Annotated in this window: 24 protein-coding genes; 14 read left to right on the top strand and 10 right to left on the bottom strand. The window is 62.4% G+C overall.

The features are described 5' to 3' along the window. Positions 1-28 precede the first annotated feature (28 nt). The 3 genes from HNQ40_RS14755 to HNQ40_RS14745 are packed head-to-tail and all read left to right on the top strand — an operon-like array spanning position 29 to position 2528. Positions 29-436, top strand: coding sequence for a cupin domain-containing protein (locus HNQ40_RS14755; protein ID WP_184678599.1), 408 nt, complete (start codon positions 29-31; stop codon positions 434-436). 46 nt (positions 437-482) lie between these two features. Further along, entirely contained in the window at positions 483-1667 is a 1185-nt protein-coding gene (locus tag HNQ40_RS14750; RefSeq protein ID WP_184678598.1) for a hypothetical protein, read from the top strand. A gap of 3 nt (positions 1668-1670) precedes the next feature. Beyond that, a complete protein-coding gene (locus tag HNQ40_RS14745) occupies positions 1671-2528 on the top strand; it encodes an alpha/beta hydrolase (protein ID WP_184678597.1) in 858 nt (285 codons plus the stop codon). Between the two features lie 9 nt (positions 2529-2537). Here the strand turns inward: HNQ40_RS14745 and HNQ40_RS14740 are convergent, their stop codons facing one another. The 3 genes from HNQ40_RS14740 to HNQ40_RS14730 all read right to left on the bottom strand — a co-directional run bounded on the left by HNQ40_RS14740 (position 2538) and on the right by HNQ40_RS14730 (position 5816). Further along, the gene (locus HNQ40_RS14740; protein WP_184678596.1) at positions 2538-3785 is read right to left on the bottom strand and encodes a hypothetical protein; all 1248 of its coding nucleotides are present in this window, start codon (positions 3783-3785) and stop codon (positions 2538-2540) included. Positions 3786-3973: 188 nt separating this feature from the next. After that, on the bottom strand, positions 3974-4543 hold the full coding sequence (locus HNQ40_RS14735) for a hypothetical protein (RefSeq protein ID WP_184678595.1): 570 nt from the start codon (positions 4541-4543) through the stop codon (positions 3974-3976). Positions 4544-4682: 139 nt separating this feature from the next. Next, positions 4683-5816: a S49 family peptidase gene (locus HNQ40_RS14730; protein WP_184678594.1), complete on the bottom strand. Its 1134-nt coding sequence runs from the start codon at positions 5814-5816 to the stop codon at positions 4683-4685. A 208-nt stretch (positions 5817-6024) separates the two neighbouring features. On the opposite strand from HNQ40_RS14730, the gene HNQ40_RS14725 reads away from it, so the two are divergent. From HNQ40_RS14725 to HNQ40_RS14710, 4 genes are all read left to right on the top strand, one after another. Beyond that, entirely contained in the window at positions 6025-6873 is an 849-nt protein-coding gene (locus tag HNQ40_RS14725; protein ID WP_184678593.1) for a LarC family nickel insertion protein, read from the top strand. A gap of 18 nt (positions 6874-6891) precedes the next feature. Beyond that, positions 6892-8352: a M48 family metallopeptidase gene (locus tag HNQ40_RS14720; RefSeq protein ID WP_184678592.1), complete on the top strand. Its 1461-nt coding sequence runs from the start codon at positions 6892-6894 to the stop codon at positions 8350-8352. 117 nt (positions 8353-8469) lie between these two features. Then, positions 8470-9315, top strand: a complete 846-nt coding sequence (dapF, locus tag HNQ40_RS14715; protein ID WP_184678591.1) for a diaminopimelate epimerase — start codon at positions 8470-8472, stop codon at positions 9313-9315. Between the two features lie 48 nt (positions 9316-9363). After that, positions 9364-9786 (top strand): hypothetical protein, encoded by a 423-nt coding sequence (locus HNQ40_RS14710; protein ID WP_184678590.1) that lies wholly within the window; start codon positions 9364-9366, stop codon positions 9784-9786. A 12-nt stretch (positions 9787-9798) separates the two neighbouring features. On the opposite strand, the gene accC is transcribed toward HNQ40_RS14710, so the two are convergent. From accC to HNQ40_RS14690, 4 genes are all read right to left on the bottom strand, one after another. Next, positions 9799-11142 carry an acetyl-CoA carboxylase biotin carboxylase subunit gene (gene accC / locus HNQ40_RS14705; RefSeq protein WP_184678589.1) on the bottom strand — a complete coding sequence of 448 codons (1344 nt, stop codon included), beginning with the start codon at positions 11140-11142 and terminating at the stop codon, positions 9799-9801. A 152-nt stretch (positions 11143-11294) separates the two neighbouring features. Continuing rightward, positions 11295-11783, bottom strand: coding sequence for an acetyl-CoA carboxylase biotin carboxyl carrier protein (gene accB, locus HNQ40_RS14700; protein WP_184678588.1), 489 nt, complete (start codon positions 11781-11783; stop codon positions 11295-11297). Between the two features lie 81 nt (positions 11784-11864). After that, positions 11865-12974, bottom strand: coding sequence for a M24 family metallopeptidase (locus HNQ40_RS14695; RefSeq protein ID WP_184678587.1), 1110 nt, complete (start codon positions 12972-12974; stop codon positions 11865-11867). 38 nt (positions 12975-13012) lie between these two features. Beyond that, the gene (locus HNQ40_RS14690) at positions 13013-13915 is read right to left on the bottom strand and encodes a phytanoyl-CoA dioxygenase family protein (protein WP_221435550.1); all 903 of its coding nucleotides are present in this window, start codon (positions 13913-13915) and stop codon (positions 13013-13015) included. Between the two features lie 85 nt (positions 13916-14000). Here HNQ40_RS14690 and HNQ40_RS14685 point away from each other — a divergent pair, with 85 nt between their 5' ends. Continuing rightward, on the top strand, positions 14001-14861 hold the full coding sequence (locus HNQ40_RS14685; RefSeq protein WP_184678585.1) for a helix-turn-helix domain-containing protein: 861 nt from the start codon (positions 14001-14003) through the stop codon (positions 14859-14861). A 21-nt stretch (positions 14862-14882) separates the two neighbouring features. Here the strand turns inward: HNQ40_RS14685 and hisI are convergent, their stop codons facing one another. Continuing rightward, entirely contained in the window at positions 14883-15284 is a 402-nt protein-coding gene (gene hisI / locus HNQ40_RS14680) for a phosphoribosyl-AMP cyclohydrolase (protein ID WP_184678584.1), read from the bottom strand. 188 nt (positions 15285-15472) lie between these two features. Between hisI and HNQ40_RS14675 the strand changes: the two genes are divergently transcribed. The 4 genes from HNQ40_RS14675 to sdhB all read left to right on the top strand — a co-directional run bounded on the left by HNQ40_RS14675 (position 15473) and on the right by sdhB (position 19644). Then, on the top strand, positions 15473-15889 hold the full coding sequence (locus HNQ40_RS14675; RefSeq protein WP_184678583.1) for a DUF1844 domain-containing protein: 417 nt from the start codon (positions 15473-15475) through the stop codon (positions 15887-15889). Positions 15890-15952: 63 nt separating this feature from the next. Further along, entirely contained in the window at positions 15953-16798 is an 846-nt protein-coding gene (locus HNQ40_RS14670) for a hypothetical protein (protein WP_184678582.1), read from the top strand. 87 nt (positions 16799-16885) lie between these two features. Further along, positions 16886-18805 carry an FAD-binding protein gene (locus HNQ40_RS14665; protein ID WP_184678581.1) on the top strand — a complete coding sequence of 640 codons (1920 nt, stop codon included), beginning with the start codon at positions 16886-16888 and terminating at the stop codon, positions 18803-18805. A gap of 59 nt (positions 18806-18864) precedes the next feature. Further along, the gene (gene sdhB / locus HNQ40_RS14660; RefSeq protein ID WP_184678580.1) at positions 18865-19644 is read left to right on the top strand and encodes a succinate dehydrogenase iron-sulfur subunit; all 780 of its coding nucleotides are present in this window, start codon (positions 18865-18867) and stop codon (positions 19642-19644) included. 97 nt (positions 19645-19741) lie between these two features. Here the strand turns inward: sdhB and HNQ40_RS14655 are convergent, their stop codons facing one another. Continuing rightward, a complete protein-coding gene (locus tag HNQ40_RS14655; RefSeq protein WP_184678579.1) occupies positions 19742-21025 on the bottom strand; it encodes a DUF1570 domain-containing protein in 1284 nt (427 codons plus the stop codon). 122 nt (positions 21026-21147) lie between these two features. Here HNQ40_RS14655 and HNQ40_RS14650 point away from each other — a divergent pair, with 122 nt between their 5' ends. Both HNQ40_RS14650 and HNQ40_RS14645 read left to right on the top strand, forming a co-directional pair. Beyond that, complete coding sequence (locus tag HNQ40_RS14650) at positions 21148-21918, top strand: hypothetical protein (protein WP_184678578.1); 771 nt, start codon at positions 21148-21150, stop codon at positions 21916-21918. Between the two features lie 324 nt (positions 21919-22242). Continuing rightward, positions 22243-23103, top strand: coding sequence for a LolA family protein (locus HNQ40_RS14645; RefSeq protein ID WP_184678577.1), 861 nt, complete (start codon positions 22243-22245; stop codon positions 23101-23103). An 87-nt stretch (positions 23104-23190) separates the two neighbouring features. Here HNQ40_RS14645 and HNQ40_RS14640 read toward each other — a convergent pair whose 3' ends face one another. After that, the gene (locus HNQ40_RS14640; protein ID WP_184678576.1) at positions 23191-24147 is read right to left on the bottom strand and encodes a mechanosensitive ion channel family protein; all 957 of its coding nucleotides are present in this window, start codon (positions 24145-24147) and stop codon (positions 23191-23193) included. Positions 24148-24244: the final 97 nt, after the last annotated feature.

Genomic DNA, 24244 nt, shown 5'->3' with positions numbered 1-24244 from the left:
AGGAAGCTGGAGCTGCAAGGAGGCCCGCATGCTTGTTCGCCGTCCGGAAGAAGTTGAAGACCAAGCCATGACCATGCCCGGCGCCCAGGGCGTGACCATGAAGCTTATGGTCGGCCGGGACGACGGCGTGCCGAACTTCGCGATGCGCCTCTTCACCGTCCAGCCCGGCGGGCAGACGCCCAAACACGCCCACAACTACGAACACGAGGTCATGATCGTCGAAGGTCAGGCCCAGGTCTTCGACGCGACGATCGATAGCGAGCGCCCCGCCAACGCCGGCGAGGTGCTGTACATCCCCGCCAATCAACTCCACCAGTTCCGTAACACGTCCAAGGCTCCGCTGCGATTCATGTGCATGGTGCCCACGTCCTACGACTGCAGTGCCCCCGAAAGCGACACCTCGACGCCGGAGTTCGCCCCGACCCCGGGTTCCTGATTTCGTATTACTGTTTCTCTGTCCACGCTTGCCCCCAAGGGTTCTCATGACCAAAGCCAACGCCACGATCGACAACGCCTCCTCCGCGAAAAAGCCCGTGCCCTTCTTTACCACTCCCGTCGGCACGGTGGCGCTTGCCGTGATCCTGTGGGTGGTGGCCTGCGTGCTTGCGGTCGCTGCGGTCAGCATCCTCTCCACCATGGAGTTTGCCAACGAGCAGATGCAGCTGCTCATCACCTACCTCGCCTTCGGCCCGTCCACGATCGCGATCGTCCTCAGCGTGGTCTTCCTCATCGTCGGGTCCATCCGCTGGGCCATCTTCGGCCGACGCGCGTTGCCCTCGGCCACCCTGAACTCCAGCCGTGAGCTCGCCCTGCTGGAGTCGATCAACCAGCGCCTGCTGCTCAGCGAAACCGCCAAGAAGATCACCTACCGCACCGAAGACATGGCCGTGCTCCGCACCACGCTGCGTGAGGACATCAAGCGTCACGAATACGACGCCGCCATGGTTCTGGTCACCGAACTCGCCGCGGCCTACGGCCAACTCGAAGAAGCCGAGAACTTCCGGGCCGAGATCGACGCGGCTCGCCGAAAAGACCAGGAAGAGAAGATCGCCACCGGCATCGCTCAACTCGAAAAACACCTGGCGGCCCACGACTTCGATGCGGCCAACAAAGAAGCGGCCCGCCTGCAACGCCTCTACCCCGAAGAGGTTTCGGTTGCAGAGCTCCCCCCACGCGTCGCCGCGGCCAAGGAGCAGTACAAGAAGGAACTCGAGCGTGCCTTCCTTCAGGCCAACGAGCGGGAAGAAGTCGACCGTGCGTTGGACATCATGAAGGTGCTGGACAAGATGCTCACCCCCGAGGAGGCCGAGCCGTTCCGCGAAGTTGCCCGCGGGGTGGTGGGCAAGAAACGGGACAACCTCGGCGTGCAGTTCAAGCTCGCGGTTCACGACAAGGAATGGACCGCCGCGGTCCAGGCCGGGGAACAGATCATCAAGCAGTTCCCCAACACGCGGATGGCCGACGAGGTACGTTCGCTGATCGATCATCTCCGCGCCAACGCCGCCGGCCAGCAGCAGGCCGCCGCCGCGCCCCCGGTCACGCCGGTCACCTCCGAAACCGAACTGCCCGCAGGTCCGGCCCCGATCCCGCCCGCCTCGGCACCGGCCAACCCGGCTTCGCCTCCACCACCGGCCACGGGCATCTCGTTCAAGCAGGTCGAAGAGTAACCCGTGCCGCAGCCCGATCAAGAAACCGCGACCGAAGAATGGGAACTGGTGGGCTCCGACCGCCAGCCGATCTATGGCTGCACCCATTCGCTAACCCAATCGGCCCAACCGATTGGCCAGGTCGTGATCTGCCACGGCTTCAAGGGCTACATGGACTACGGCTTCATGCCACGCCTGGCGGACACCCTCGCCCAGCAAAACATCGTCGCCCACCGCTTCAACTTCAGCCACTCGGGCATGACCCGCGACTACGAAACCTTCGCGACACCCGAGCTGTTCGAGCGCGATACCTGGAATCGCCAGGTTTTCGACCTGAGCCAGGTGATCGATCAAATCTGCGGCAAACAGCAGCTCCCGACCGTGCTCATCGGGCACAGCCGCGGGGGGATCACCGCCCTGCTCACCGCTTCTCGCCTCCCCGAAGCCCTGATCGCGGGGGTCATCACCGCCGCCTCGCCTGCGGATGCGGGTCGGCTTGAGCCCGAAGCGCGTGACCTACTCCTGCGTGAAGGACGCATCGCTTCTCCCTCCGGGCGTACCGGGCAGCTGCTCTACGTCGGCCGAAACTGGCTGACCGAGATCGAGGCCGACCCCGAAGAACACGATCCGCTGCTGGCCTCGGCCAAACTCGGCGCTCGGGCCACGCACCTCCACGGCGAGGACGACGCCACCGTCTCAATAGACGACCTGAACCGCTACGCCGCGGCCAACCCCGCCGCGAGCACGCACACGATCTCCTCGGCCAACCACGTCTTCAACGCGCCGAACCCCCTGCCCGCAGAGGACCAGCTGCCTCCCCAAACCGCAGACCTATTCAAGGTGATCCGAGAAACCCTCGGCTCGACTTTCGGCGTGGCCTGACCCAGAACTTCACTGCCCCGCGGCTCCACCCCGCGGACGGGTCACAAGCCCCAAATCCAGCACCCGCCCGTCGGGGAACGCCAGATCGACGTTGATCTGATCTCTGTTGATGAACGTCAGCGTCAGGGTATGCGTTTCGAGGTTTGCGGTGAATGCAAGGTCGCCCCGCCCCGGCCCCGCATACTCGGCATTGTGGTGTTCCTGGGCGTGGAAGTGGTAGTGCGCCAGCCCGGTGTACATCGCTTCGATCAATGCGGGAGACGAAAAGAACTTGCGATCGCCCTCCCGCTGTTCGGGCGTGAAACCCACCGCGACGAATGAGCCATCGGGTTTCCAAGTCAGCACCCCGCCGAATTCGCTGCCGGTATCCAGCAAATCGGCATCGGCCTGATCGAACCAGGCCCGGACAACCGAGGGCTCATCCATCGCTCGCATGACGTTCCAGACCAACGCCAAGTCGGGCCAGGACCACGTCCTCTGATCGCCCAGTTCGATGGCAACTTCCTCTCCCACGGGTTGTTCCCGGGGAACGCGGATGACTTGAGACCACTCCCTCGCCAGTTCGCCTTGCAACTCATCCTGATCGGTTGCGAGTAACTCTTCTGAAGCGTTGGCCAAGATTCCCAGATGCCGGATCTGCCACCCAGCCGCCGCTTCCTCGATCAGGGAATCCTTTCTTTCCTCCAACTGCTGCCAATAGCGCTCCTGCTGACGCAGGGCAGCCAACCACCGCAGCCCCTCATGCGTCTCGGGCAGCTGATCCAACAGAACCGCAGCGGCATTCAAATCCGTCCATAGCGCACTGGTTCCCGAGCGCTGCGCGAGGACGGCTCGACGCGTTGATTCGTCGTCCAATCGGCACAAGACGACCCAAGCGGACCTCGCCACCTCCGCCGAACCTTTTGTTTCGTGCGCCTGATCCGCCACACATCGCCATAGCGATTGGCGGACCGTTTCCGGGGCCATAAGTTGCTCGAACACCCGGAACTCCATCCGCTCCTGCTCGGCATCACTCGGTGGAGTCAGGGACCACCGATTCAGCAACCCGGGAATCACATCCACGCGCCCATGCTCGACGACACGTTTTCCGATCGCGGCAGCCATCTCCGGATCATCGACCCGAGGCCACCAACGATTGGCGGACCACCAGAAAACCGTCTCCTCCTCTACGATCAACCGGCCCATCGCGAGCAGACGAAGTTCGAGCGGATGGCGATCGGACCACACCAGCACCTGCATCGCCGCCAGGTTCTGCACGTTCTCCTGCCCCTGAATCGGAAGCGATCTCACCGATTCAGCACGGCGTTGAATCGGCTGGCTTCGGTCTAGGATCAAGCCATGGCTGATTGGCACAGACGTAACACCACATCCTCCAAGACACGCAACGATAAACAGCTGGAAGCACCAAAAGAACCAGCGTACTCGCTGACTCTCGAAATATTGATTCAGGGGAAGCAAATCTGCGGCACCTGCTCCGCTTCGCAATGCGGCGGCGTTTCACTAAAGATCCGCATACCGCCTTCAGATTCCATTGAATACCAAACCAAATCATCGGGGCTGGCAATAATCGATCCAAAAAAATCATAGCCCATCTCATCCATCGACGGCTCGATACCAGCCTGGACCTTGGCTTCGAGAGCAAGTGCATGAGGCGATCGCCGCTCCAAATACGTGATCTCGCCACCGACTTCACGGATCTCTGCTAACGACATCCCTTCTTTAATCTGGGAGGGGTCTCCGCAAGTCAAAACCGTTGCGCGGACCGCCGAGCCCTTCATACCATCATCGTAGTCGTACAAGCCAGCACCATTGTCAAACGGAGTTGATAGGCTTACATGGGCGGCAAAAATCTTTTGGGTGTTCAGGTCGTAGTAATAGACTTCATAATCAAAAACCATCTGCTTGTTGTTCTGCAAAACAATGATTGCAAGGGCCAAAACCAACAGAGCCACCGCGACGATCGTGGCGATCGCAGAGTGCTGATTTAAGAACCCGCGGAGTTTTGCGGCAACCATGCATTTCCTAATTTGACTTATGAAATCAGACTTCTTTTGCGTGCCGGTATTAAACGCAACGCACGCAAGGTTATTGCAATTGCCCATGCACGCACAAAGCAGACATGCTCAATATCTAACGGGCGAGTCGTAAAAATTATTATTCATACTGTACGCGGTACGACAGCTTCACTTCTCCGAGCTCTTGCATCCAGGTGCGTACGCCCTCGGCAGACAGATCGGTTACGTCAATTCCATCATTGGAGGTCGAGGCTCCCAGCAAGCCCAAGAGCCCCCCGCCGCCGCGGCGGACCTCCGTCACCCGGGTGTCCTCGGCGGGCAGCCCCGCCATCTCGATCGCTTTGTCCACGGCGTCGTCGAGGTAGCCGATGTCGTCGATCAACTGATTGTCCAGGGCCTCCTGAGCGGTGAAGATATCGCCCGAAGCCAGCTCCCGGACCTGGTCGAGGTCGAGCGTGTCCCGGCCCTCATCGACCACTTGCACGAAACGGTCCCACGCACTGTTGAGCAGGTTTTTGAGGACCTGCTGGTTCATCTCGCCGGCCTGGGTCAATTCGCCTTCTTCATTGGTCCAGTTTTGGAACAGGTCATTCGCGACCGCTTTACGGTCCGAGCCGTCGGCCACGAGGGTGTTCATCTCAACACCAATCAGGCCGATCATGTCTTCGAGCGCGGGGATCTGTGCCATCACGCCTATGCTGCCGGTGATCCCGGTCTGCTCGCAGAAGATGTAATCCGCGGGGGTGGCGATGTAGTAACCGCCGCTGGCTGCGACGCCGCCGAAGCTGGCGATGATCTTGGTGTCGGGGTGGTCGGTTTTGAACTGGCTGATCGTGTGCCAGATCTGATCGGAGGCGGTGACCCCGCCGCCGCCAGAGTCGATGCGTAGCACGATCGCCGCGGGCGGTGACTTCTTGAGCGCCTTAAAAGACTTGGTGACGTAGTCTTCCATGACCGCATCGATCCCGCCCTCGATCGGGACGATGACCACACGCTGCTCACTCGAACCGGATCGGTACTCCATTTCGCTCGCCCCGGCAGTCAGCGAGAAGACGATGAAGGCCAAGTAGATATTGGCCAGGATCGAGAGGATGAACAAAGTCGCCACGACCGAGGTCAGCACCTTGGTGACCACCCCTTTCTGAGCGGGCGGCGCGGGGTAGGCCGGGGGGAGGTAGCCCGGGGGCGGCGGCGGCGGGCTGCTCATGGCCTGGGTGGAGACGGGCGGCCGGCCCATGTCGTTGGGCGAAGGTGGCGTGTTGGATTCATTCATCGATTCAGACTCCGTGCGGGTTCGTCAACAAACATCATAGACCCGCTTTGTAAATTGGTTTGAATGCGGCCCCTGCCGCCCGCTACATCTACGAGCGCACGGGCCCAATTGTTTCTTTCAAGCCCACACACAGCAACCCAAGTCGCCAGGAAACCCGATTCACCGCGGCGGTGGCCCGCGCGTCTTCAGAGGGTTATCATCGGTTACGATGGCCAAACACCTGCATATCGATCCGTTCAGCGGTATTGCTGGCGACATGTTTCTGGGCGCTCTCGTCGACCTCGGTCTTGACCTGAACGCGGTCCGTGCCGCGTTGGGGGACCTGCCCGTCCAGCGTCCCTACCGCATCACCACCGACCGCGTGGAACGCCACGGCATCGGAGCGGTGGACCTCAAGGTCGTCCTCGAAGACGAGGATCACCACCACCACGCCGACCACGACCATTCGCATAGCCACGACCATCACCACCACCATCACACCGGCTACCGGGAGATCATGGCGATGGTAGAACAGCTCGACACCTCTCCGCGCGGTCGACAACGGGCGGGCGAGGTCGTGACGGTCTTGGCCGAGGCCGAGGCTCGGGTGCACGGCAAGACGCTCGATGACATCCATTTCCACGAGGTCGGCGCGGTCGACTCGATCGTGGACATGCTCGGCTCGGTGGTGGCCCTGGAACTCATGGAGATCGACACGCTCTCCTGCGGCGTGCTGCCGATCAGTAGCGGATTCGTGAAATGCGCCCATGGCCTGATGCCCGTGCCCGCCCCCGCCACCGCCTACCTGCTCCAGGACCTGCCCACCCTCGGCGTGGATCGGCGTGGCGAGCTCATCACGCCCACCGGCGCCGCCTTGGTCAAGGCGTTGTGCGATCGCGTCGGGCCGCCGCCGGCCATGACCATGCTCGGCGTCGGCTACGGCGCGGGCGACCGGACCGACCCCAAGGTGCCCAATCTCCTGCGGTTGTTCTTGGGTCAATCGCTAGACACCGGAGACCTCGGCCCGCTGACTCCCGAGGATGCTGCTTCAAACACCCACGCTTCGCCCCGGGGTTAACGACGGGATCGCCGACCCATGCAACTGATCCTGTTGGGGCTTGCGCTCGCCATCTTCATGCACGACACCCCCGAGTTCTCGGGACTGGGTGTTGTTCTGCCGTTGGGCTGGCTCTTGGTCTGTGTCCTGGTGCCGAAAGCGATTCTCGCCTTGGGCTATGCGTGGGCTTGCCGTCGAACTACACGGCGATTGGGCAAAGCCGGGGGCATGCGTAGCATCAACCGCCTGAATCGCTTCACCGCCCTTTTCCCGCTGTTCGCGCTGGCCAGCTTTGTCCTCGACCTCTGGGCGGGTCTGCCGAGTTGGCTGCGTGGCGCGGACACGCCCGGCACCACGGGCCCGCGAGACTGGGTGCTGATTGATGAACTCGTGGTGATGCTGCCGACGCTGGGGCTGCTGGTGTTTTCGTACTGGGTGTACTACCCGATCGACCGCCGGCTGCGTGAGGCGACGCTGCTCACCCGGGCCGACCAGGGCCTTCCGCTCTACCCGGTCTGGACCCGACGCCAGTACGTCACCGCCCAGATCCGCAACCACTTCGCGATGATCCTCGGCCCGCTGCTGGTGATCATGGCCTGGAGCGAGACGCTGGTGAAACTCCAGACCGCGGGCCACATCACCGGCACCACCCAGCTCTGGCTGATGCCCGTTGGCGCGGGCGTGGCTTTTTTGTTTGCCCCGCTGATGATCCGGAAACTGTGGGACACGGTGCCGTTGCCGCCGGGGCCGATCCGCGACAAGCTGCTGTCGATGTGCGATCGGCACCGCGTCCGGGTGAGCGACCTGCTGCTGTGGCGGACCTTCGGCGGGATGATCAACGCGGCGGTCATGGGCTTGTTCGGCCGGGTGCGATTCATCCTGCTGTCCGACGGGCTGCTGGACCAGGTCAACGAGCGTGAGGTGGAGGCCGTCATGGCCCACGAGTTGGCCCACGTTCGGATGCGTCACCTGTGGTGGCTGCTGATTTCCGCGGCGGCGGGTGTGGGGGTGTTGTCCGTGTTGGGCGAGACGTTGTTGAAGCTCGGCGGCGATTGGCCCGCATGGGTTCAGGCGGGCCTGTCGGTCGTGGGCTTGGTGTTGTGGGCGTTGCAGTTCGGCTGGGTGTCGCGACGGATCGAGCGGCAGGCGGACACCTTCGGAGCCCGGCATATGACCGTGGTCCATGACGAGCGGACGCGGGCCACCCCGGGGGAGACGACGGTTGAAGCCGAGCTGCCCTCCCGAGCCCCCGCGACACTTTTTGACGAGTTCGGCGTGGCTTCGATGATCGGCGCCCTGCAACGCGTCGCGGACCTGAACCACATCGCCACCAACCGACGGAGCTGGCGGCACGGCTCGATCGCGTGGCGACAGGCGTACCTCAGCTCTCTGATCGGACAGCCGCTGGACCGGCCGCCGATCGATCGGATGATGTGGAAGATCAATGCGGTCAGTTTGCTCTTGCTGGTGGGGGTGATCGTTTGGGGGGTGGTGGGTTGAAACCTGTTTGTGGGAAGCCGCGGCACCCCGGGTCATTGACCCGGGGCTAAAGTGGGAAGGTTGGGATGTTGCGAGATTCGCCTATAATCCCACGCTTTCCCCGAACGAGACCCCACGATGCGATTCACCAAGATGCACGGCCTCGGCAACGACTACGTCTACGTCGATGGCTTCTCCAACACGATCGATGACCCCGCGGCCCTTGCCGTGAAGATCGCCGACCGCCACTTCGGTGTCGGCGGCGACGGGCTCATCCTGGCGATGCCCGCCGAGGACGGCGTCGAGGCGGACGCCCGGATGCGCATGTTCAACGCCGACGGCAGCGAATCCGAGATGTGCGGCAACGGCATCCGCTGCGTCTGCAAGCTCGTCCACGACCACGGCCTGGGCCCCAACCCCACCGCCAACCCGATGCGTATCCAGACCGGCAACGGCGTGCTCTCGCTGGAGTACACGCTGGACGGCGAAGGCCAGGTCGAAACGGTGGCCGTGGACATGGGTGCCCCCATCCTGGACTTGCCCGCTATCCCCGTCGATGAATCCAAGCTCGATGCCCGTCTCGATAACGCGGTCTTCGTCAGTATGGGTAATCCCCACGTGGTGATCTATATCGATGACGACTCGGACCTCGTGCAGCCCGATCTCGGGGCCGAGCTCGAACGCCATCCCGCGTTCCCGAATCGCATCAACGTCCACTTTGTGCGGGTGAAGAGCCCGGAAGAGGTCGAGGTGTACCACTGGGAGCGTGGCAGCGGCGCGACGCTGGCCTGCGGCACCGGGGCGTGTGCGGTTTGCGTGGCGGGGGTGTTATCGGGCCGGACTGGGCGGACCCTAACCGCCCACCTGCCCGGCGGCCCGCTCAAGTTACACTGGGAAGGTGACGAAGGCTCCAAGGACGGCCAGGTCATCATGACCGGCCCGGCCGTCGAGGTGTTTACCGGCGAGTGGCCGGACAACGGATAACCCCACCCGCGGGCTGTGGCCTGCGGTAACCCAGCTAGCAACCACGTGATGAAGCTCAGTGTCTCTGCCATCCTCGCCGTCCTGATCACGCTTTCCACCCTGGCGGGGTGCGCCTCGCCCGAGGCGTGGGTGATCGTCTCGGTCCGGGATCGGCTGGACCGCTCGCCCGTCGCCGAGCCGGTGATCACCATCACCCCCCGCAGCGGCTCTCTGGGTAAGCCCAGCGCTGCCGTGACCGAGCAAGGCAACAGCTTCGGCACCGCCCGCCTCCGGCTCGCCACCGGGCAAACCAAATATCAGGTCACGGTCGACGCCCCGCAGTACGACCTGATCACCTTCGACCTGCCGAACCTCGACGGCTTCTTCCCCTCAGGCCAATGGCTCAAGGGCACCAACTCACGCAAGTACCAACTCCGCCCGGACAACGAGCTGGAATTGATGGTCACGCTTGAGCCGGGTGCCCAACAGTAAAACCAGACGGTTTCACAGCCCCAGCAGGCGCTCAACAAAGTTGATGTCCACGTCGCTCTTGCGGAAGTTACCGTTCTTCAGCAGGCGGATATGCAGCGGGATCGTGGTTTTGGTTGGGGCGATGTGGAACTCGTTGAGCGAGCCCAGCAGCGCATCCATCGCGGCGTCGCGGGTCTTGCGGTGGACGATGAGCTTGCCGATCATCGAGTCGTAGTTCGGGGGGATGCGATAGCCGGCGTGGCAGTGCGTATCCATGCGAACGCCTAGGCCGCCGGGCTGATCGAACTCCTGCACGAGGCCGGCCGAGGGGATGAAGCCCTTTTCCGGGTCCTCGGCGTTGATGCGGACCTCGATGGCGTGGCCGTTGACCTTGATGTCCTTCTGCTTGAAGGACAGGGGCTTGCCCGCAGCGACCTCGATGGTGGTCTTGACGATGTCGACGCCGGTGATCATCTCGGTCACGGGGTGCTCGACCTGGACGCGGGTGTTGACTTCCATCAGGTAGAAGTTTTTCTTCGAGTCCATGAGGAACTCGACCGTGCCGGCGGTGTGGTAGCCCGCGGCCTTGGCCAGGCGGGCGGCCGATTTGCAGAGCGATTCGGCTTCGCCGCGGGTGAGCACCGGACAAGGCGCTTCTTCGATCAACTTCTGCTTGCGGCGCTGCATGGTGCAGTCGCGTTCATAGAGGTGGCAGACGTTGCCCTGCTGGTCGCCGATGACCTGGACCTCGACGTGGCGGGCGTTCTCGATGAATTTTTCGAGGTAGACCGTGCCGTCACCGAAGGCGTTTTCCGCCTCGGCCTTGGCGGCCTTCATGCCGCTGCGGAGCGAGCCGTCGTTGTGGGCGACCCGCATCCCGCGTCCGCCGCCGCCGGCCGACGCCTTGATCATCACGGGGTAGCCGATCTCTTTGGCGAGCTTGAGCGCCTCGGCCTCGGTTTCCACCGCGCCCTTGGAGCCGGGCGAAGTGGGGACTTTGTTCTTGATGGCGAGCTGCTTGCAGGCGACCTTGTCCCCGAGGGTCTGCATGGCTTCGACCGAGGGGCCGATGAACTCGATGTTGCAGGACCGGCAGACCTCGGCGAAGTGGGCGTTCTCGGCGAGGAAGCCGTAGCCCGGGTGGATCGCGTCGACGTTGGTGACTTCCGCGGCGGCGATGATGCGAGGGATGTTGAGGTACGACTCGTTGGGCGCGGGCGGGCCGATACACACGGCGTGGTCGGCCATCTTCACGTGCTTCGACTCGGCGTCGGCTTCGGAGTAAACCGCCACCGCTTCGACGCCCAGCTCGTGAGCGGCGCGGATGATGCGGACGGCGATCTCGCCACGGTTTGCGATGAGGATGCGTGAGAACATGGGGGTTGGGGGCCTGGGGGCTTAGGGGCTTGGGAGCTTAGGAGGGAAAATCACGCCTGATGAAACGGCGCAACCCTTGGGTGTTGGAGTGAGTTTCAGAAAACTCGCCCTTAGGGTCCTAAGCCCCTAAGCCCCCAACACCCAAGCCCCTATCACGGCTTAATCTTGAACAGCGGCTGGCCGAACTCGACCGCGTCGCCGTTCTTGACCAGCACCTCGACGATCGTGCCGGTAACCTCGGCCTTGATCTCGTTGAAGACCTTCATCGCCTCGATGATGCAGACCACGGTATTTTCGCTCACGCTGTCGCCGGTGTTCACGAAGGCGTCGGCGTCGGGGTTCGAGGCGGTGTAGAACGAGCCGACCATCGGGCTATCGATGGTGATCAGGCTGTCGTCTTCGGCATCCGCGGCGGCGGCGTCACCGGCGTCGCCCGCTGCGGCTGAGGGAGCCGGGGCGGCAGGAGCCGAAGCGGTCGGGGCCGGGGCACTGACGTATTGGACGTTGTTGGGCCCGCCCACGCCGCCGACACCACCACGCTTGAGTTTGATTTTTTCGCCTTCGCCCTCCAGATCGATCTCGGAGATGTCGTTGTCGACCATCATCTTGATGAGCTGGCGGATCGTTTTGAGGTCATTCATAGAAGCCGTCTCGTTGGTTTTTGATTCGGACTGGGGGTTCCAACACCCCGCAGCAATATAGAGATTAACCCTCTCGTAACCCTAGATGATCGCGGATTCTAGCGATTTGGGCAAGTCGGTCAGCACCTGTTTGCCCCGAGCGGTGACCAGCACATCGTCCTCGATCCGCACCCCGCCCACGCCCGGCAGGTAAATGCCCGGCTCGACCGTCACCACGTGACCCGGCTCCAGCACGCCGGGGCCCGCCAGAGGCGAAAGCCGCGGGGCCTCGTGGATGTCCAGACCGATGCCGTGGCCCAGGCCGTGCCCGAAGAAATCACCGTAGCCCGCGTCGTCGATCACCTTGCGGGCCGCCGCATCGACGTCGGTCAACTTCACGCCCGGCCTGATCGCGTCGATCCCCGCCAACTGAGACTCCAAACAAACCTGATAGATCTCCCGCATTTTCGGCTTCATCCCGCCCAGCCCGATCACGCGGGTCATGTCCGAGCAGTAGCCCTTGTATTTCGCGCCCCAGTCGATGAGCACGATGCCCCCCTTCTTGAGCTTGCGGTTGCCCGGGATCGCGTGGGGCAGCGCCGCGTTGGCGTCCGCCGCCACGATCGACGGGAAGCTCACCCCGTCGGCCCCGAGCGCCCGCATCCGGTACTCGAGAAACGCCGCCACCTCCGACTCACGTTGGCCTGGCTCGATGAAATCCAGCAGCTCGATAAACGCCTCCTGCTGGATCTTCCCCGCCTTGCGGATCAGGCGGACCTCGTCATCGGTCTTGACCGCCCGCTGCTCGAGCAAGCCATCCTCGAAAGCCTGAAGCCGTCGCTTACCGACCTTCTTCCCAATCGCGTCGTATTGGGCCAGGGTGAGGTGCCCGCACTGCACGGCAATACGCTGCAGGTTCCGCCGATCCGCGAGCTTGGCGAGTTCGTCGGCCAAACTCTGCTTTCGCATCACCGCCTTGACGTGCGGCGCCTCCTGCTTGATCTGCTCCTCGAACCGATTATCGCTGAGCACGATCGGCTGCCCACGCTTGGCCGGGACAAGCGTCCACGAATCGTCGCCGACAAAGCCGGTGAGGTAGCGGGTATCGACAGGGTTGGTGACGAGCAAAGCGTCGTGCCCGGCATCGCGTAACCGACCGCGGAGCTTACGCAGCCGAGAATCAAGCGTTTCTGTTGGTTTGGATTTAGACATGCAGGCATTCTAAAAAAATTCACGCCCGCCGGTCTGGATCACACCCCCCACGCCGCCCGAGCTTGCTTCATGGAGGTGTGCTGCTTTACCGAGTGGCCGGGAGGCTCTTCGCCGAGCCATCGCTCATCCATCGAATCGGCCGAGGGCTGAAAACGCACATCACACGAGATACGCCAGCGGTCGGTCGTGTTGGTGGTCGAGGCGTGCATCAGATGCATGCCGAAGGTGATGAAGTCGCCCGCCTCGACATCGTCGGTCAGCCATCGCCCGCCGAAAGCCCCGGTCACTTCACGCGGATGCATCGTGAACCAGCCCTCGATGCCGTCGCGATCGACGTCCATCCTGCCGTAGGTGTCGCGCAGCTTCGCGAAACGTTCACCACGATGGGACCCCTCGCAGACCACCAGAGTTCCCTGCTCGACCGGGATGTCCCCGAACGACACCCAGCACGTCATCACCCGCTGCGATGCCCGCCCCATATAGACGTGATCCATGTGGCAGCCCGTGGCTTCTTCCACCCCGATCGCCCGGAGCCATTTGAAGTCGAATGTCGAGGCGGATTCCTCGAACAGCCCGCGGTAGAAATCAAACAGGCCCGGGGCTTCGAGCACCGCTTTCACCGCAGGGTGGTGGGTGATCGCGCGTCTGCCCAACATCCCGACGCTCTTGCCGTACCGACCCATCACCCCGTCCAGCGGACGGGAACCGGGCTCGAGCCCTTCGTGCTCCGCCATATGCTTAAGGATCACCTCACGAGCCCCGAGCACTGCCTCACGATCGAAAAAGCCCTTCATGTACAAATAGCCCTGTACTCGAAGGCGCTCACGCAAAGCCTCCGGATCGCCCACGATCGGAGAACTGTCCTGCAGCCGACCGAGTTCGGGGCTGTCGAGTTCGAATTCATCAAGGCAAAACCGGGTCCTCATGGCAACTCCATTCATCATTTGACCGAAGGCGGACTGGGATTTTCTCCCAAAAAATTCAGCTGTCGATAGCTCATTTGACCATCTGTCGTATATTTTGACCATGGCCTTAGCGCTCCCCGAATCCTGGTACTGGTCGTGCCCCGCCAGCGAGCCACCCCACCCCTTGGGGCGGGTAAGTCAGGCGGCGACCGTCAGGCAAGACGGAGCCCGCGAGATGCCCTGGCCGAGCTGGCGTCGACTGGGGAGTTACGCAGTCGTCGTGGTCGTGAACGGCGAGGGCACCTACCTCGACGAGAACGGATACGAGGCAGACCTTGGCCCCGGCAGCCTCATCAAGCTGACTCCCGAACTGGGCCACCGTTACAGCCCGGGCACCGACGGGTGGGTACAAACCTACGTTGTGTTCGAAGGACCACTCTTCGAACTCTGGCAGCAGCACGGCATCTTCCACACCGACCCGCCGGTCACGACTATCGAATCACCACAAGACTGGCCCGCGCAGTTCTATCAAGCTGTCCATGGTGCAGATGATCCATCTCGCTCCACCAAGGAAGGGTTGCTCCGTCTGGGCCGTTGGCAGGCCGTGCTCAGCCGGTTGATCGCGAACGCTCAGCTTTCACCAGCCCCACCCGACGCCCAAGCTCCACGCTGGTTGAGTCAAGCGAAGCAACGACTCGCTGAGCATCTCAACAAACCCGTTGACTGGGACTCGCTAGCCAACGAACTCGGCGTGTCCTACACCACCTTCCGGCGTGCGTTTACCCCAACCTTTGGTGTATCACCGGGGCGCTATCGTTCGGGGCAAGTGATCGATCAGGCTCGGCAGTGGATGCGCGACACCACGATGAACGACAAACAAATCGCCGTCCGCCTGGGCTTCACCGACGCACAACACTTTTCAAGACGCTTCAAGCAACTGGTCGGCCGCACACCGAGCCAATTCCGCGCCAGCCTGCATTAACCCGCCACGTAGTGATTCGCCTTACTTGTAGACCTCGCTGGGGTCGTACGCTTTTTCATCCACGGTTTCGAGGCTTTCGGGGCCGGTGATCTTGCGGTAGAAGCAGCTGTTGTAGCCGACGTGGCAGCATGGGCCGTTGGATTTGACCTTGAGGATGATCGTGTCCTGGTCACAGTCGATCCGGGCCTCGACGACTTCCTGGGTGTTACCTGAGCTCTCGCCCTTGATCCAGAATTTTTGGCGTGACCGGGAGTAGAAACTGGCGAGCTTGGTCTCGAGCGTTTGCTTCAGGGCGCCTTCGTTCATCCAGCCCATCATGAGGATTTCGCCGGACTCGTGGTCCTGCACGATCGCGGGGACGAGGCCGTTGGCGTCGTATTTCACATCGAGGAGGGTACCGGTTTCGCGGGCGGGATCGGACATGGATTCCTAACTCTTGAAGGTGGTGGTTGACTGACTGAAGGCTCGATATTGTGCGCGAAACCACGGCGAGTTCCAAGTCACCCGTTGAGACGAAGTCTCGCCTCGAAGCCTTGAAAACCATACGTTTTAGGTGCGGTTGGCATGTCGCCGCAGGGAATCTATAGTCATGCTTACGAAAGGGCTGATTAATGAGTGACACGGACGACACACCCAAGATTCAGATCGACAGCGACTGGAAAGCCCAGGCCCAGGCCGAGAAGGAAAAGCTCGCCGCCGCCTCCAAAGCCGAGCCGGGTGGAGACTCCCCCGAGAACACCGACTTCGGCGGCCCCGGTGGCGAAGCACTGCCCCCCGCCAACTTTGAAACACTGCTGAGCTCGTTCGTCACCCAGGCCTTGTTTGCCATGGGCGCGATCCCCGATCCGCAGACCGGCCAGCCCGCGTTGCACCTCGACCTGGCCCGCTACCAGATCGACATGCTGGGCGTGCTCGAAGAAAAAACCAAAGGCAACCTCACCGAAGACGAAGAGAAGATGCTCGCCGGCACGATGTACGAGCTGCGCACCCGCTACGTGCAGGTTGCCAATGCTCAGCGTGGTGCCTAGCCGATGATTGGCCTAAAGCCCTAAACCTCCCAACCCCCGCCCCGCCCTGAAAGGTTCACGACCGTGACCGCCATTGATGCCCCCTCTGGAAGTCAGCTCTCCCCCTCCGCCCTGCTGAGCAAGAACCACTTCCTGCTGCGGCGGCTCCACTCGTTGTCGGGCATCGTGCCCATCGGCCTGTTCGTCTGCGTCCACCTGTTCACGAACGCCCAGATGATCTGGGGCCAGGACCCGGCGACCGGCAAGGGCGAGTTCCAGCACGAAGTCGACTTCATCCACAGCATGCCCTTCCTGCTCTTCATCGAGATGAGCCTGTGGGGCGCAATCGGCTTCCACGCCGTGCTCGGCCTGTGGTACACCTTCACCGGCAAGGGCAACCTCACCCACTACAGCTACGGCAGCAATGTCCGCTACACGCTCCAGCGCGTCACCGGCATCATCGCGTTGATCTTCATCTTCCTGCACATCGCGACCCTGCGGTGGCGGTGGGATATCTTTGGCTGGTTCACCCCGTTCTACGGCGAGGGCTACCAGGCCGCAGGAGCGGTTGACGGCGGGATCCCCAAGCACCTGAAAGATGTGCCGATGTCGCTGCCACTGACGGCGTATGCCTTGCAGTACAGCTGGATCGTCGTGGTCCTGTACGTAGTCGGCACCCTCTCGGCGGTCTTCCACTGGGCTAACGGCCTGTGGACCGCCGCTATCAGTTGGGGCCTGACGATTACCACGTCCTCGATGAAACGCTGGGGCTACGTCTGCATCGCGATGTTCATCGCCCTCACGGCGTTCTTCAGCATCGCGATCGTGGCGGCGTTGATCTTCGATTTCTCCGATATGACCCCTGAGCAAACCGAGCTGTTCCTCCTGATCGTCGAAGACCCCGCGGTGGCGATCCCGGTGAACAAATAATCGCGGCCGTGGCGTGGGTGGGGACCTAGACTTCTCGATGATGAAATGCGGATCGATTCCGCGTAGTGAAAGTGAGTTGAAGCAACGATGGCAAAAGCAGAACCCCGAGTGATCGTCGTCGGCGGCGGATTGGCGGGACTCTCCGCCGCGGTCCGTGTGGCCGAGTCGGGTACCAAGGTCGACCTGTTCTCTCTGGTCCCGGTCAAACGCTCCCACAGCGTGTGTGCTCAGGGCGGGATCAACGCCTGCAACGACGTCGCCCGCCAGCAGGGCTACTCCGAGTGGCAGCACATGGACGAGACGCTCATCGGCGGCGACTTCCTCAACCACCAGCCGCCCGTCTACGAGATGACCCACTGGGCGCCCAAGATCATCGACCTGCTCGACCGCATGGGCGTGCCGTTCAACCGCACCTCCGAGGGCATGCGAGACCTACGCCTCTTCGGCGGCAGCCTGTTCAAGCGGACGCACTTTGCGGGCGCTTCGACCGGCCAACAGCTTCTCTACGGGTTGGATGAACAGACCCGTCGCTACGAGGCCGAGGGCAAGATCAACAAGTACGAGTTCTGGGAGTTCCTCTGGCCGATCATCGATGACGAGGGTGTGTGCAAGGGCATCGTCGCCCAGGACGTCCGCAGCATGGAGATCAAAGCCTTCCGCGGCGACGCGGTCGTGATGGCCTCCGGCGGCAACGGCCTGATGTTCGGTAAGTCGACCATGTCGGTGATCTGCACCGGCGCCGCGGTCGCCCGCTGCTACCAGGCCGGCGCTTACCTCGGCAACCCCGAGATGATCCAGGTCCACCCCACCGCCATCCCCGGCGAAGACAAGTGCCGGCTCATGTCCGAGTCGGCCCGCGGCGAAGGCGGACGCGTCTGGGTCCCCCGCAAGAAGGGCGACGACCGGCACCCCCTCGACATCACCGAGGAAGAACGCTACTACTTCCTCGAAGAGAAGTACCCCGGCTACGGCAACCTCGTGCCCCGCGACATCGCCACCCGTGAGATCTTCTGGGTCTGTCAGGAAGGCTTGGGTATCGGCGGGGCCAACCAGGTCTACCTCGACATCACCCACCTGCCCATCGCCACCAAGAACAAGCTCGCCGCGATCCTCGAGATCTACGAGAAGTTCACCGGCGACGACCCGCGTGAAGTCCCGATGAAGATCTTCCCTGCGGTGCACTACACCATGGGCGGGCTCTACACGATCTACGAGCCCTACGACCCCGAGCGGGACACCTACACCCCCGCCTCGGAGCCCAAGCGTCAGCCCAACGAGGGCCTGCTCTACGGCGACCCCAAGAACATGATGACCAACATCCCCGGGCTTTACGCTTTCGGGGAGTCCAACTACGCCTACCACGGCGCAACCCGCCTGGGCGCCAACGCCCTCTTGTCCTGCATCTTCGACGGCCTCTACAACGGCCTGTCGGTCCACAACTACGCCCACGCCCCGCAGGGCACCCCGGCCGGCGAGCTGCCCGACGCGTTGTTCGACAAGTACGTCGAGCAGGAAAAAGCCAAAGTCCAGAAACTCACTGAATCCACCGGGGCCAACAACCCCTACGAGATCCACCAGGAGCTGGGCCTGGAGATGACCGCAACCTGCACCGTGGTCAAGGAAGAGCAGCGGCTGCTGCAGGGCCGGGAGAAACTCGCCGAGATTAAGGCCAAGTACCAAGACCTCAAGATCAGCGACACCGGTGTCTACACCAACCAGAACGTGAGCTTCGCCCGCGCCCTCGGCGACATGATCGTCTACAGCGACGCCCTTATGGAAGGCTCGATCGCCCGCAAAGAATCCCGCGGCAGCCACTACCGTAGCGACTACACCGAGCGGGTTGACGACCAGTTCCACAAGACCACGAAGGTGAAGTACGACGCCGACGCGGACAAGCCGATCATCGAATGGGAAGACATCCCCAGCCCGCTGGTCCCGCTGCGTGCACGGACCTACGGTAAGGTTGATGCGAGCCCCGAGAAGAAAGAAGAAGCCGCAGCTAGCTGAATTCGTTCACAACGTTTAGCGGGCGATCGAAGATCGCCCTGACTACTCGAAAGCACCCCATGATTGCACCCAACCCCGACCAGAAATTCCTCGTCCGTGTGAAGCGTCAAGACGGCGAAAGCCAGCCCGCCTATTGGCAGGAATTCGAAGTGCCCGTCCGTCCGTCGCAGAACGTCATCAGCGTGCTGCAGTACATCGCGGCGAACCCCACCACCACCGACGGCAAAGACGTCGAGCCGGTCGTCTGGGACGCGGGCTGCCTCGAAGAAGTCTGCGGCGCGTGCACGATGGTGATAAACGGCCGGGCCCGGCAGTCCTGCTCGGCCCTCGTTCCCGAGCTGCTGGCCGAGGCCAACGGCGGGCCGATCACCCTCGAACCGATGACCAAGTTCCCCGTGGTCCGCGACCTGTTTGTCGACCGCCAGCGGATGTTCGACAACCTGATCAAGGTCAAGGGCTGGGTGCCGATCGACGGCACGCACTCCCTCGGAGCGGGCCCGACCGAGTCGCCCGAGAAACAAGAAGAACGCTACGCCATCAGCCGCTGCATGACCTGCGGCTGCTGCCTCGAAGCCTGCCCGCAGTTCACCAAGGACAACGACTTCCTCGGCGCTCAGGCCATCGCTCAGGCGTACTACTTCAACGAACACGAGACCGGCAAGAAGCTCAAGAAAGAGCGCCTGGACGTGCTGATGGGCCCCGGTGGCGTTAGCGACTGCGGCAATGCCCAGAACTGCGTGCAGGTCTGCCCCAAGGAAATCCCGCTGACCGAAGCGATCGGCAAGGCGGGCCGGCAGCTGACCGTCCACGCGGTGAAGAAATTCTTCACCGGTTCGTAAGGCCCGACTCATTTTGAAACACGTAAAAACGCCCGAGGTCAACCTCGGGCGTTTTTTGCTGGCGATTGCTTTCGGGCTTGCTTTCCTCGCCACCGCCCTACCGGCGGCGCTTCTTGCCGTATTCGAGCTGTGAGCGGAGGTTGCCCTGGTCGTCTTTGATCCAAGTAAGCGACACCACGGGCTTGAGCTTGGGCGCGCTCATCGACGGCGGCAGTTCCGAGTCCTCTTCCGCGGGAATGATCTCGAATCGCTGGGTGTTGCCCTTGCTGTCCTTGTAGCTGTACAGCGAGCTGTCGTCTGAATCGACCACCTTTTTGCCGGCTTGCGTGACCCAGGTCAGGCGGAACCCGCGGGCCTGCAACGCCTTCCGCAGGTCGCGTGTTGTCTTGGGCGTGTCGACGTTCTGTGATTCGAGAAAACGCAGCCCCTCGCCAAGGAACTGCATGCGTTTGAGGGCCATGCTGTAGTGATCGGGCTCCACCTTCTCGATGAAGTTTTCCCAACGCGCTTCGAACTTGCGCGTGTCGTCGCCAAAGGTTCGGCTGAAGGCCTGGTCGTGGGTCGCGCCCTGGCTGATCAGCACGAGGTAGTTGCCGAAGGCTTTCTTGTAGCGCCCCTTGTCGCCGTGAACCAGGAAGTGCACGACCGCCCAGGACTGATCGTATTGCAGATACCCCTTGTGCGATCCGCTCAGCATGTTCTGGTGCCACTGATTGGATTGGATGCCCAGCAACTCGCGGAACGTCAGCGCCTGCCCGGCTTCCAACGCCCGCCGCACCCGCTCGACGCGGTCTTCATCGACGATACCCATCCGCACCTTGCCTTCGACGACGATCGCCGCGCCGAAGTATTCGGCCAGTCCTTCGTTAACCCACAGCGGCAAGTTCTCGCCCATCTTGGTGTAGGCGAATTGGTGGAACCCTTCGTGTTGCAGCGTGGAGAACACCTGATCGCGTGACAGTCCTTCGACCCAGGTCGCCAGCCCCGAAATGCCCGGCCCCCAAAAGAACATCCCGCCGGACGCCTCGGCCTGTAGCCCAAACGCCGCCATCGCACGGATGTAGTCCTGCCGGGTACGCAAGAGGTACAGGTCCTGCTTGCCCCGCCCTTTTCCTTCGAGCACCGAAAAGCGTTTGCTGTACTCCTTGTAGATCAGGTCCATGTGGACCCCGTATTCGAGCGCCTCCTCTTTCGTCAGGTTGGTGTGGATGACGTAGGCCCGGCTCTCGAACTTGGACAAGCCGCGGGGCTGGGCGGTCGCTTCGGGGGCTGTACCAAACACCAACAGCGCACCAAGGACAAGCATCCCTACACCGGCGAGGCCATGGAGGGTTTGGCGTTGGGCCCGGAGAAGCGAAAATGGAGAGGCGAACCTGGTCATGACGGGTTTCCGGAAATGGGAGAAAGAATACGGAATCGTAACCTCTAAAATTTGTAGTTCACAAATCTTTCATCCGATCATACATTAGGTTCGGCCTGCGTCACGCCCTTTGGGAGTACGCCATGCATCACGGTGTTCGTCTGGAATCCATCCGCCCGCTCGTCCGCTACGTCGATCGCGACCAGGCGGTGATCGACGCCCACTTCACCACGTTGCCCGCGGTCACGGGCTCGATCAGCCAACCCCCCGGGGGTGCGGTTGATGTCCAGATCGAGATCGACGGCAGCGACGGTTTCCACGACGAAGGAAGTGCCCGGGTCCAACTCACCGATCATTCGGGCAGCGTACGCTTCGAGATCGTTCGTCCACAACGCTGGTGGCCCGCGGGGATGGGTGAGCAGGCGTTGTACACCCTTTCGGTCACAGTGCAGGAACCTGGCCTGGGATACGCCGAGCAGTCCGTGACGTTCGGCCTCACCAGCGTCCGGCGAGACCGTGTCCTAGGCGAGGAATTCGACGAATCGCTGCTGGTCAACGGCCGGATCTGCGACTTTGATTCCGTGGTCGTGATCGATCGCACCGATGCCAATCAGCTCCTGCCCGCAACCGGCGAGTCGTTGCTTTTGGTGCGGGACCACTTCGGCCCGGAGCTGCTCTACGACGCCGCCGACCGCGCCGGGATCCTGCTGGTGCAGTGCGTTCCGATCGACCCCGAAGCACAAGTCGAGTCGTCGGTGGCCGCGCAGGTCTCACGGCTCTCGTCCCACCCCAGCCTGGCGGGTTACTTCGTGGGCCACCTGGGCGCGTTGAGCGATCGCGTCGCCGAGGCGCTGCGTCAGATCGATCCGACCCGGATGGTCTTCCGACGCTTCCCCCTGGCCGAGGTCGCCTGAGCCCCCCGTTTTGGACCTCCCCAAATTACCTGACCGGTATACCCCGAAAGATTTCCCACGGAACGTTATCGGTCGTGAAAATATGCCCTGAACAAGGGTCACCGCTCTTCTCATACGGCCGATAAGGGGGTACACTCTCATCATGGGAATGAGAGATGAGATGTTCAGGGCGAAAGTCCTGATCTTCATGGTGCCCTTGGTGTTGCCTATCGGACAACCCCCCGCGCGTGCGACCGATGGTCAGCCGGAAGTGGTGCACTGCGCCCCGGTGACTGATCTATCAGACACGCCCGCCCTTCTCGATCCCGCTGATAAAATCCATTGATGAAGACCCCGTTTGATCCGACCCGAAAAAGCGGCGCTTGGCATTCGTTGTCCTGCGCGATCGGTTTCTCATTGATTGCGGTCGGGTGCACCGCGGCGCCCGCTGAGCCTGCCCCCAACACGCCGGTCCAACCGGTCGCTCCGGACACGATCGAGCCCGTGGTGGTTCAGCCCGTTGAACCCACCGCCGAGGGCTGGCTGACCCTGCTGGAAAGCAGCGCCAGCGAAACCCTTACGCTCACCGCGCGGGTCCGTATGACCACCATCGCTTCGCTGCTCGAAGAAGAGACACAGCGTTTCGGGCCGTTGAAGTACGCTGCCGCGGATGACCAAAACCCTTCGATGCGGTTCGCCGTTCAGTTCACCCGCATGAAGATCGAGGACCTCATCGAAGACATCGATCAGAGCTACATCTACGACGGACGCTGGCTGCTGGACATGGACGCCATCGATAAAACCGCCACGCAACGCGAACTGGTTCCCGAAGGCGAGCAGGCGAATCTCGAGCTCGGCGATGGGCCGTTTCTGCTGCCGTTAAATCTACGCAAGGACCGGGTGCTGCAGAAGTTTGACGTCGAGTTGATCGATGCCGCAGAGGGCGACCCTAAATCGGACGCCGGGACTTTTCACCTCCGGCTGACCCCCAAGCCGGCCGCGGGCACCGACGCCCAGCGGATCGACCTGTGGTTTGATCGCGAAACGTTGCTGCCGCTCCGCGCCGCAACCCTCGAGGCCGACGACGACCAGACGATCGTGGACCTGTTTCAGCTTGAAGCCAACGCCGAGATTTCGGACGACACCTTTGAAACCAGCCTGCCCACCGAGCCCGGCTGGGAGCTGCAAGTCGTCCCCCTGGACTGAGACCCACACGCCCCGATTCCCCGTGAAAACGCGCAAAAAACAGCCGAGCCCGCAAAGGCTCGGCTGTTGTGAATTGGTGTTGTGCGATCAGTCGCCGAGCTTGCCGTCGACGTGAACATCCATCTGCGGGAACGGGATGCCGATCCCCGCTTCGTCCAGATGCACCTTGACGGCACGGGTCAGCTCTTCGTACTTGCCCCAGTAGTCCGCCGCGGGGAACCACACGCGGACCGCCCAGTCGACCGACGATGCGCCGAGCCCGGACAGGAAGACTTGATAGCCACGCCCGTCTCCATCGATCCGGCCGCCGACCGATTCCACGGCCGCGGTTAGGACTTCGCGGGTCTTGTCGATGTCAGCCGAGTAATCGCAGCCCACCGCCACGTCGACGCGTCGGTCCGTGTGGTGGGTGATGTTCTCGATGGTGCCACCAAAAATAGACGAGTTGGGCACGATGATGCGGCGGTTGTCGGGGGTGTCGAACGTGGTCGTGAAAAGCTCGATCTCGTTCACCTTCGCGGTGATGCCCGCAGCGGAGACCACATCGCCGACGCTGAATGGGCGGAAGATCAACAGCATCACGCCGGCCGCGAAGTTGCTCAGGGTTCCCGACAGGGCCATACCCACGGCAAAGCCCGCCGCGGCGAGGATGGCGGCGAAGGCGGTCACCTCGATGCCGACCCGCCCCAGCGCCGCGATCACACCCAGGATGACCACGACATAAAACGCCAGCTTGCCGAAGAAGCGGGCCAGGGTTTCATCGACGTTGGCTTTGCGTGTGGAGTTCGACACGATCTTGGCGATGATCTTGCCCACGATAATCGCGGCGATCAGGATGACGATGGCCAGCGCCAGCGGCAACAGATATTTTTCGACCAACGGCCACGCGGCCCCCACGTCGCCGCTCATCACGCCGTCGAGCGCCTGCTGGGCGTCCTCCTTCGCACTGGCCTGCACGGCCTCAATTTCGGAGGCGGCGTCTTCGGCTGGCGGTTCGTCTTGCGCGAGCGTTAACGGTAGCGAAAAGAGTTGGGAAATCGACATTCGAGACCTTCCTGAGATTTGAACATGGCGGTTGAATCATGCCATGTCGTGCAACGTCGACACGGCACTTCAAAGTCTAAACAAACCGACACGATAC

This window comes from Algisphaera agarilytica (assembly GCF_014207595.1).
Lineage (GTDB): Bacteria > Planctomycetota > Phycisphaerae > Phycisphaerales > Phycisphaeraceae > Algisphaera > Algisphaera agarilytica.
This window is presented reverse-complemented; position numbering and strand designations above follow the sequence as displayed.